The organism is Peribacillus asahii (assembly GCF_003570725.1).
Classification (GTDB): domain Bacteria; phylum Bacillota; class Bacilli; order Bacillales; family DSM-1321; genus Peribacillus; species Peribacillus asahii.
Window position 1 is genome coordinate 1 of record NZ_QWVS01000083.1, and the last position, 2,205, is coordinate 2,205.

2 protein-coding genes and 1 tRNA gene are annotated in these 2,205 nt (G+C 41.0%); all 3 read right to left on the minus strand.

Features of this window, described 5'->3' with window-relative positions:
• Window positions 1-238 precede the first annotated feature (238 nt).
• On the minus strand, window positions 239-469 hold the full coding sequence (locus D1953_RS20955) for a hypothetical protein (RefSeq protein WP_119119080.1): 231 nt from the start codon (window positions 467-469) through the stop codon (window positions 239-241).
• A gap of 493 nt (window positions 470-962) precedes the next feature.
• Window positions 963-1,892 (minus strand): sporulation protein, encoded by a 930-nt coding sequence (locus D1953_RS20960; protein ID WP_119119081.1) that lies wholly within the window; start codon window positions 1,890-1,892, stop codon window positions 963-965.
• A gap of 199 nt (window positions 1,893-2,091) precedes the next feature.
• Window positions 2,092-2,168 (minus strand) — tRNA-Ile (locus tag D1953_RS20965).
• Window positions 2,169-2,205 lie beyond the last annotated feature (37 nt).

The window sequence follows — 2,205 nt, forward strand, 5'->3', positions numbered from 1 at the left end:
TTAACGTGTCCACTTTTTAGACTAACCTCATCATAACCTCGATGAAGGACTTTTCACTGGCTGAATTTCTTGATTTCGGCCTTCATAACCCCGATGAAGGACTTTTCACTGGCTCTTTTTCTCAATTTTGGCTTTCATAACCCCGATGAAGGACTTTTCACTAGCTCGTTTTCTTGATTTCGTCCTTCATAACCCTGATGAAGGACATTTTGCTGGCTCTTTTTCTTGATTTTGGCCTTCATGACCCGGATGAAGGACTTTTCTCTGGCCGGATTTCTTGATTTTGGTCTTCATAACCCCGATGAAGGACTTTTCGCTGGCTCATTTTCTTGATTTCGGCCTTCATAACCCCGGATGAAGGACTTTTCACTAGCTCGGTTTCTTGATTTTGGCCTTCATAACCCCGATGAAGGACATTTTGCTGGCTCAGTTTCTCAATTTCGGCCTTCATAACCCCGATGAAGGACATTTTGTTGGCTCTTTTTCTTGATTTTGGCCTTCATGACCCGGATGAAGGACTTTTCACTGGCTGAATTTCTTGATTTCGGCCTTCATAACCCCGATGAAGGACTTTTCACTAGCTCTTTTTCTTGATTTTGGCCTTCATGACTCTGATGAAGGACATTTCACTAGCTCGTCTTCTCGTTTTTGGCCTTCATGACCCGGATGAAGGACTTTTCACTAGCTCGTCTTCTCGTTTTTGGCCTTCATGACCCGGATGAAGGACTTTTCACTAGCTGAATTTCTTGATTTCGGCCTTCATAACCCCGATGAAGGACTTTTCACTAGCTGAATTTCTTAATTTCGGCCTTTATAACTCTGATGAAAGACATTTTCCTGACTGATTTCTCAATTTTGCCCTTCAACACGCTTTAAGGACGGCAAAAAGAAAGGCTCTGAGAAGAATAATAGTTCAACTAAATAAAAAGACTGCCCCGAAGGACAGCCTTTTTATTTATTAATTAAGACTCTTCACCATCATCGCCGCCGAAGAAATCAAAAGCTTCTTCAAATTCCTCTGCTTCTTCTTCAAACATTTCCTCAACAAACTCATCCATCACTTCGGCAACTAACATACCTCCTAACACGCCAACAGCTAATCCGCCAATCATGCCAGGCAAAGCGGAAGAAATACCGTGATGACGATTAGCCTCATAAGAAAAAGGCTGTGCATAAACATATGGCTGTTCAACTGCTTCAGTGATATATTGCCCTAATACTTTCTCAAGCTCTGTTTCATTTTCAAGAATAGTCCAATCTAAGCGAAATTCTCGTTTTGCTTCCACTTCTTTGTAGCCGTTTTTGCAATCTACTTCCATCCAAACAGAAATCCCTGATTGTTCAGTAGCAAAGCGCGTTTCCACTTCACTTACTTGTCCTAAGAATGCCTGAGTAGGGAAAAAGGCAAATTCCTGACCATATTGATCAATTTTACCTGAATCCGCCTTCTCTCGAAAACCTAATCGGCCCATTGCATTAAAAATGGTTTGAAGTGCTCCTTGTGGTTGAACAATGAGGTGATCGACATCTTTACGGTCGACTCCTCCCTCAATATCCAGGTGTGTATCAAAATGATAGGAAACCGTTCCTCGTGAAACCGGGATATTAGTAGGCAGTGCATAATGAAAAGGGATTACCTTTTGTTCTTTAGGCTGAATGCGGTCGCGGCTCATAAGCGGGATATACGCAATCTCCTTTGAAACGTTACCTTGCTTCAGTGAAACATTCATCATGAGGCGAACAGCTAATTGATTGATTTTCTGCTCTACCTCACCACCTTGAATAACGACTTCTCCTTGAATACTTTCTCCTGCTTGATATTGCTGATGATTAAACTGTAAATCTACAGTCGCAGCTCCTTTTCCTAAGCTGGCTAAAATCTTTTTGAACATAGTTTTTCTTCCTTTCAACGTTTTAATATGTAAATAAAATAATTGCCTAAGATTATTGAGATACGTTATAAATATACGATAAACAACCCAAATGGTTTCAAATTAAATGATATTTCATAGTTTAACAAGACAAAAAAACTAGCCCTATTTGGGCTAGTTTTTTTCTTGTAAGCTACTGTTGAATAATAAGAAATATATATGGTGGGCCTAAGTGGACTCGAACCACCGACCTCACGCTTATCAGGCGTGCGCTCTAACCAGCTGAGCTATAGGCCCATATTTGGAGCGGGTGAAGGGAATCGAACCCTCATCA